The organism is Rossellomorea oryzaecorticis, from assembly GCF_045897515.1.
Taxonomy (GTDB): Bacteria; Bacillota; Bacilli; order Bacillales; family Bacillaceae_B; genus Rossellomorea; species Rossellomorea enclensis.
The window spans coordinates 110,754-117,031 of sequence record NZ_JBJOSA010000012.1; the positions used below are offsets into that span (position 1 = coordinate 110,754).

6 protein-coding genes and 1 other annotated feature are annotated in these 6,278 nt (G+C 48.3%); of the genes, 4 read left to right on the forward strand and 2 right to left on the reverse strand.

Annotation, left to right across the window (positions count from 1 at the left end; translation table 11 throughout):
- Position 1: 1 nt before the first annotated feature.
- Positions 2-538, forward strand: coding sequence for a histidine phosphatase family protein (locus ACKA06_RS14530; RefSeq protein ID WP_198259261.1), 537 nt, complete (start codon positions 2-4; stop codon positions 536-538).
- An 892-nt stretch (positions 539-1,430) separates the two neighbouring features.
- Here ACKA06_RS14530 and namA read toward each other — a convergent pair.
- Entirely contained in the window at positions 1,431-2,447 is a 1,017-nt protein-coding gene (namA, locus tag ACKA06_RS14535) for an NADPH dehydrogenase NamA (RefSeq protein ID WP_411159962.1), read from the reverse strand.
- Between the two features lie 97 nt (positions 2,448-2,544).
- Positions 2,545-3,372 (reverse strand): pyrroline-5-carboxylate reductase, encoded by an 828-nt coding sequence (gene proC, locus ACKA06_RS14540; protein WP_032087797.1) that lies wholly within the window; start codon positions 3,370-3,372, stop codon positions 2,545-2,547.
- A gap of 70 nt (positions 3,373-3,442) precedes the next feature.
- Positions 3,443-3,662: a binding site (T-box leader), on the reverse strand.
- A gap of 165 nt (positions 3,663-3,827) precedes the next feature.
- Here proC and ACKA06_RS14545 point away from each other — a divergent pair.
- From ACKA06_RS14545 to ACKA06_RS14555, 3 genes are read left to right on the forward strand one after another with little or no spacing between them, the layout of a single operon-like run.
- Positions 3,828-4,790, forward strand: a complete 963-nt coding sequence (locus ACKA06_RS14545) for an MBL fold metallo-hydrolase (RefSeq protein ID WP_058297687.1) — start codon at positions 3,828-3,830, stop codon at positions 4,788-4,790.
- Positions 4,791-4,804: 14 nt separating this feature from the next.
- Positions 4,805-5,599: an SDR family NAD(P)-dependent oxidoreductase gene (locus tag ACKA06_RS14550; protein ID WP_411159963.1), complete on the forward strand. Its 795-nt coding sequence runs from the start codon at positions 4,805-4,807 to the stop codon at positions 5,597-5,599.
- Positions 5,600-5,648: 49 nt separating this feature from the next.
- Positions 5,649-6,179 carry a DUF3221 domain-containing protein gene (locus tag ACKA06_RS14555; protein WP_058297685.1) on the forward strand — a complete coding sequence of 177 codons (531 nt, stop codon included), beginning with the start codon at positions 5,649-5,651 and terminating at the stop codon, positions 6,177-6,179.
- Positions 6,180-6,278: the final 99 nt, after the last annotated feature.

The following is a 6,278-nucleotide window of genomic DNA, read 5'->3' on the forward strand; positions in this document are numbered from 1 at the left end:
CATGAAAACCATCTATATCGTCCGTCATGCCAAAGCAGGTGGCCAGGCGTTTCATGAATCTTTGACAGCAGAAGGGAGGGAGCAGGCGCACCGCCTCTCTTCCTTCCTTGGAAAATATCCGATTGAAGCGATTTATTCCAGCCCTTTCACGCGAACGCTGCAAACCATCCAGCCGTTCTCAGATTGCAGCGGGATCTCCGTTCAGGAAGATGAGCGCCTGGGCGAACGGATCCTCAGTGAAAAAGATCTTCCGGATTGGAAGGACAGACTGAGGGAAAGTTTTGAGGATTTTTCACTAGCCTTTCCCGGGGGAGAATCAAATGAACAGGCAATGGCACGTGCTTCTTCTTTTATTGACGATGTCCTGGAAAGAAAAGAAGATCACATTGTCGTCGTGAGCCATGGAAACCTATCGACTTTGCTCCTTCGTTACTTCGACGAGAAGTATGGATATGATGAACTGTTCGCATTGAGCAACCCGGATGTGTATCTTATAAATGCGGGTGAAGGGCTGGTCCGTCGGGTTTGGGAGATATGATTTCATCCGGTAATTAAAAAGGATGCATGGATATGCGGAGATCATCTCCACATTCCGAGCATCCTTTTCAGCGAAAACTGTATGAATTTTATTCAAAATCGTTGTTTTATAGAAAAATTCATCAATCATGGTTGAAATTTACCATCTATGAATCATCCTGGCCCTCAGAACGACCTCGAATCAAGCTTCCAATCAGACTTATTATCAAAAACGGACAATATATTATCAAAAATCCCAATATATTATCAAAAACAGGATTTTATTATCAAATCTTTAAATAGCCATCTTCTGTCGGTTTGCTTTCAGCGGGAACAAGGTGCTGGCCGGACCGTGGGGCCTTCCCGGCCCCTTCGTCTTATGCCCCACGCCTCTGGTCAAAGCCCTTCCGCTTTTCTAATTGTCCAGCTCCTGCGGCCAGCCCCTCGAGACGTTTCAGTCCGTCCACTGAAGTCAAAGAGCGACTTCACTTGCCGGGCTTCCAACGCTTGTCGGGGCTGAACGGGCCGCCTCCGCTTTTCTCATGTCCAGCTCCGGCGGCTTGGGACTCGAGGTCATAAGTCAAGCCAGCCAAAAAGGCAAAAAACGCCTTTCCGGCTGGCTCGCCTTATGCTTGTCGTCCCAGAGCGAGCCGCCTCCGCTTTTCTCATTGTCCAGCTCGAGTGGTCTGCTCCCGTTTGAAAATTAACCTTAGGCTTTTGAGGCAAACAGTGCCTCTAAAGCCTAAGAACATTTTTCAAAGGGAGCAAACGCCCACTTCCGCTTTTCTAATTGTCTAGCTCCTGCGGCCAGCCCCTCGAGACGTTTCAGTCCGTCCACTGAAGTCAAAGAGCGACTTCACTTGCCGGACTTCCAACGCTTGTCGGGGCTGAACGGGCCGCCTCCGCTTTTCGTCTCACCAGCCCCGTTCATACTGCTTCGGTGCTTCGATTTCTTCGTTCAGTTCGCCCGCTGCGGTGCGCGGCCAGTATGGGTTCCGGAGGAGTTCCCTTCCGAGGAAGATCAAGTCTGCACGGTCATTTTGCAGGATTTCTTCAGCTTGAAGGCCGGAGGTGATGAGGCCGACGGCTCCTGCAGGGATGCCGGCCCCTTCTTTGATGGTTTCGGCAAGCTTCACCTGATAACCAGGGTATACCGGTATCCGGGCCGGAACGACGGCTCCGGAGCTTACGTCGATCAGGTCGACACCCTGCTCCTTCATCCATTGTGAAAATACCACATAATCTTCAGCGTCCAGTCCGTCTTCGTGGTAATCTTTTGCCGATACACGCACGAGGAGGGGGCCGTCCCATACTGCTTTTATGCCGTCAATCACTTGACGGAGGAAGCGGTAGCGGTTTTCTGCAGACCCGCCATATTCATCGCTGCGTTTATTCGAGAGTGGTGACAGGAACTCGTTGATGAGGTAACCATGGGCACCATGGATCTCGATAACATCGAAACCAGCCTTTTTGGCTCTTTCCGCGCCTCTCACGAATGCGGTGATGGTTTCTTTGATATCATCTGCTGTCATTTCCAATGGGGTTTTCATATCTTCATTGAAAGGGATTGAAGAAGGAGCGATGATGTCACCTTCCAACACGGCTTTTCTGCCGGCGTGGGCCAGCTGGATTCCTGTCTTCGCCCCTTGCTCCTTGATAAGGCTCACTAGTTCGCTCAACCCTTCAATGTGGTCGTCGCTCCAGATGCCGAGGTCCTGCGGGGAGATCCTGCCCTGCGGTGTGACCGCGGTCGCTTCCTGTATGATCAAGCCTGTACCGCCGACAGCCCTGCTCACGTAATGGGTCCGGTGCCAGTTTTCCACTTTCCCATCTTCATTATGGGAAGAGTACATGCACATCGGTGCCATCACGATACGGTTTTTCAGCTCAATATTCTTCAATGTATAAGGTTCGAACAGTTTTGATTTCAATGCAAAAAAATCCCCTTTCGCCTATATTTCGAGTACCTAAATAATAATGCGTTTTCATTATATCAGCAGCTTTTTGGTGAAGAAAGAAATCTGCTTTTTATTTTACCCGGTTCAAAAGCACTTCACTTCCCATCTCCTTGGAGCGGTTCTTTGCTGCATCGACACAATGGGTAAAGGCTTCGCTTACTCCATATTTGTCAAGGACACTGATGCCTGCTTCCGTCGTTCCGCCCGGGCTGGTTACATTCTTTCGAAGGATTTCAGCTTCGAGGCCGGATTTCTCAAGCATCACGGATGCACCTGAAATGGTTTCCCTAATCAGGGCTTTTGCCAGTTCACTGTGCAGCCCCAGGTCCACTGCCGCTTTTTCAAGCATTTCTGCGACATAATAAATATAAGCCGGTCCGCTTCCTGATACGGCTGTGATCAAATCCATCTGTTCTTCCGGGACTTCCACCGCCAAACCGACCGAAGAGAAAAACTTCATTGTCCATTCCCTCTGCTTTTCTGAGAGAGATCCATTACAGGTGACGGCCGTCGCGGATCGTCCCACTGAAGCACTCGTATTCGGCATCGCCCTTGCAATCGCCCCGTTGAATGACAGGGCTTCCCGGATCTGCTCGATGCCAATGCCCGCAAGAACAGATATGACAAGCGTATCACCGGTCAAAAAATGCTTGACGGCAGGAGCTGCAGAGTGGAAATCCTTTGGCTTCATGGCCAGGATGACCACGTCGAATGGTTCATGTGAAGGGAGGGGGGCATGCACCCCGTTTACACCGAAATGGTTTGTTACCTCTGTCAGCCGCTGACGGTTGGACCGATTCGTGACGTACACGTTTTCTTTCTCCAAAACCCTTGCCTCAAGGGCCCCGTTTAACAAGGCATGTGCCATTGACCCGGCACCGACAAATAATGTCTTCATTTTACTATTCCCTCCTTATGAAAAATGCTGCAGCTAATCCTGCTTGAAAAAACAAAAGACCCCTTCATCCATAAAGGACGAAAGGGTCATGCTTCCGTGGTACCACCTTGTTTTATCCACCGGGAAAGCCGGGGGATACACTTGATTTCCATGTAACGCTGGAGACGTTCTATTTTAAAGACGCTCTAAAGGCAGGTTCACAGACAAAGTGGACGACAGTGCCTTCCAGCCTGACGGGCACCGTTCTCTTGCGTCATTTGTCCGTTACTATTCTTTATCATCGCTTTACCAATATGTTATAGGTGATTATCTTAAAAAAGCAGCTTGTCTGTCAAGTGCTTATTTCAGTATATTCACAAGATAAGAAAAATGACAAAGAAAGGAATAAAATGTACACTATGAAATGAAGGATCATTCATTTTTCATGATCGAATATACTGGAATGTGGTGAAACCATGACAACAGCTTTTGTGAATAATATTGCCAAGATTACATTGTCAACTCCGTATGCGGTCGGGGACGTCAATGTCTATTTGATAAAAGGGGACGTGCTTTCCCTGGTGGATGCCGGTCCGCTGACGGATACCGCATGGGAACAGCTGAAATCCGCGCTTGGTTCATTGGGTTATTCAATTGATGATATCGAACAGATCATCCTTACCCATCATCATCCCGATCATGCAGGTTTGCTCGAAAGATTCCCGGATTCCGTGAAAATAATCGGCCATTCTTACAACCGGTACTGGATCGACAGAGATGAATATTTCCACAGATTCTATGACCGTTTTTTTCATCAATTGGGGAAGGAATCGGGGCTTCCGGATGTTTACCTTGCTGCAGTCCCGAAATTCAAAAGCCCGCTGAAGTATATGGGAAACAGGGCGCTGGACATAGTGATAAAAGAAGGGGACGCCTTACCTGGTCTGCCTGGGTGGAGGATCATCGAAACACTCGGTCATGCCCAGAGCCACCTTTCTTTTTACCGGGAAAGTGACGGTGTGATGATCGCCGGCGATCACATCCTCGCCCATATCTCTCCCAACCCGATCATCGAACCGCCCTTCGAGGGAGGGGACAAGCGGACAAAGCCTCTCCTGCAGTACAACGAATCTTTAAGAAAGTTAATGGATATCCCCATTTCATACGCTTATACAGGACACGGGGAGGAAGTCGACCATGTACATGCCCTGATCCCGAAAAGACTTACGAAACAGGCGGAAAGGGCAGAGGGGGTCCTGGGGATGATCCGCGGGAAGCAGCAGACTGTTTTCGATATTTGCAGGCTCCTGTTTCCTACGGTTTATAAAAAGGAGCTCGGCCTTACCTTGTCAGAAACAATCGGCCAATTGGATTATCTGGAATCCCTCGGGTCGATCAGAAAAGAAAAACAAGGGGATACTCTTTATTACCATGCATAATCGAGGTGAGGGAAATGAATGACAGAATCAAAGGAAAGAATATCATCATCACAGGTGCATCAGGAGGAATCGGAGAAAGAATGGCCTTGAAGGTGGCTGAGAACGGAGGGAACCTGGCCTTGATCGCACGCCGTCTTCCGCGTCTGGAGGAGCTGAAGCAAACGATCGAGGACCGCTTCCCATCTAAAGTCGAAATCTACCCGCTTGATGTTTCTGACTACGAAGAAATTCCCGGCGTTTTTCAAAAGATCCTGAATGATTTCGGAAAAGTCCACGGTCTCATCAACAATGCAGGATTCGGCATCTTCAAAGAAGCGCATGAGGTTCCTTTTGCGGAAGTGAAGGGCATGTTCGAAGTGAACGTCCTGGGTCTGATGGCATGCACGGGAGAAGTCCTGTCCCATATGCGTGAACAGGGAAACGGCCATATCATTAATATTGCTTCGCAGGCCGGAAAGTTCGCCACTCCTAAATCTAGTGCCTATTCGGCATCGAAACATGCGGTTCTCGGTTATACCAACAGCCTTCGGATGGAAGCGGCCAGATACGGTGTGAAGGTCACAGCCGTCAATCCCGGGCCGATCGCCACAGACTTCTTTTCCATTGCCGATGAATCCGGGACCTACGTGAAAAATGTCGAGAAGTGGATGCTGAAGCCTGATTTTGTAGCAGAAAAAGTGGTAGACGCCCTCTTCACAAACCGCCGGGAAATCAATCTGCCCCGCTGGATGAATGCAGGGAGTGTCGTCTATCAATTAATTCCATTATTTGTCGAAAAAGTCGGAAATAAACTTTTTTTCAAAAAATAGTGAAACCAAATAGTACTTTAGTACGTCTAATCTTACAAGGAGGGAGTCTATGAAAAAACAACCTGTTCTATTCATGCTGTGTGTCTTTTTTCTTTTATCCGGATGCAATGCTTCCGGTGTCGGCAAGCCTCAGCAAGATGAAGATTTCATAGGCTTTGCGACTGATATAGACATTTCGAATAATAAAGTACTAATCAATGACATATGGTTTTCATTCGATAAACAGACAACGTTTCATTCAGATAAAAAGAAATCGTTACATAGAGAGGATTTAAAAATCGGTCAGAAGGTAAAGGTGAAGTATGACGGGGTGAAGGGAGAATCTTTCCCCGCCAGTGCAGCAGCGCGGCAATTCATCCTGCTGACCGATGAACAAAGCGAAAAAGAAGGGGACGCCGTCGAGCTTGTGGTGAATGACCCCCGTTTTTCCCAGGTTGTCGTGCAGTCGATGGAGAAAAATCCGACAGGGATGTATTCCCTGCGCTTTAAAGACTTAGCCCTCAACCGCGATGTCCACGTGCTTATCAGCATTGAAGACAAACGCGTGATCGTGCCAATCAATACATCTGCCAAGGAATGAAAGAGCGGTCGTCAAACCGCTCTCAGCTTGTAGACAAAGTCTAAGAATTAGACCAAGTCTACAAGCTTTTTTTGTATAATAGAAAAGAATAAAGCTTTT

Bases quoted from the DNA above. Each gene is read 5' to 3' on its own strand.
- proC (WP_032087797.1), bottom strand. From the start codon at position 3,372: ATGAAGACATTATTTGTCGGTGCCGGGTCAATGGCACATGCCTTGTTA.
- ACKA06_RS14550 (WP_411159963.1), top strand. From the start codon at position 4,805: ATGAATGACAGAATCAAAGGAAAGAATATCATCATCACAGGTGCATCA.
- ACKA06_RS14530 (WP_198259261.1), top strand. From the start codon at position 2: ATGAAAACCATCTATATCGTCCGTCATGCCAAAGCAGGTGGCCAGGCG.
- ACKA06_RS14555 (WP_058297685.1), top strand. From the start codon at position 5,649: ATGAAAAAACAACCTGTTCTATTCATGCTGTGTGTCTTTTTTCTTTTA.
- ACKA06_RS14545 (WP_058297687.1), top strand. From the start codon at position 3,828: ATGACAACAGCTTTTGTGAATAATATTGCCAAGATTACATTGTCAACT.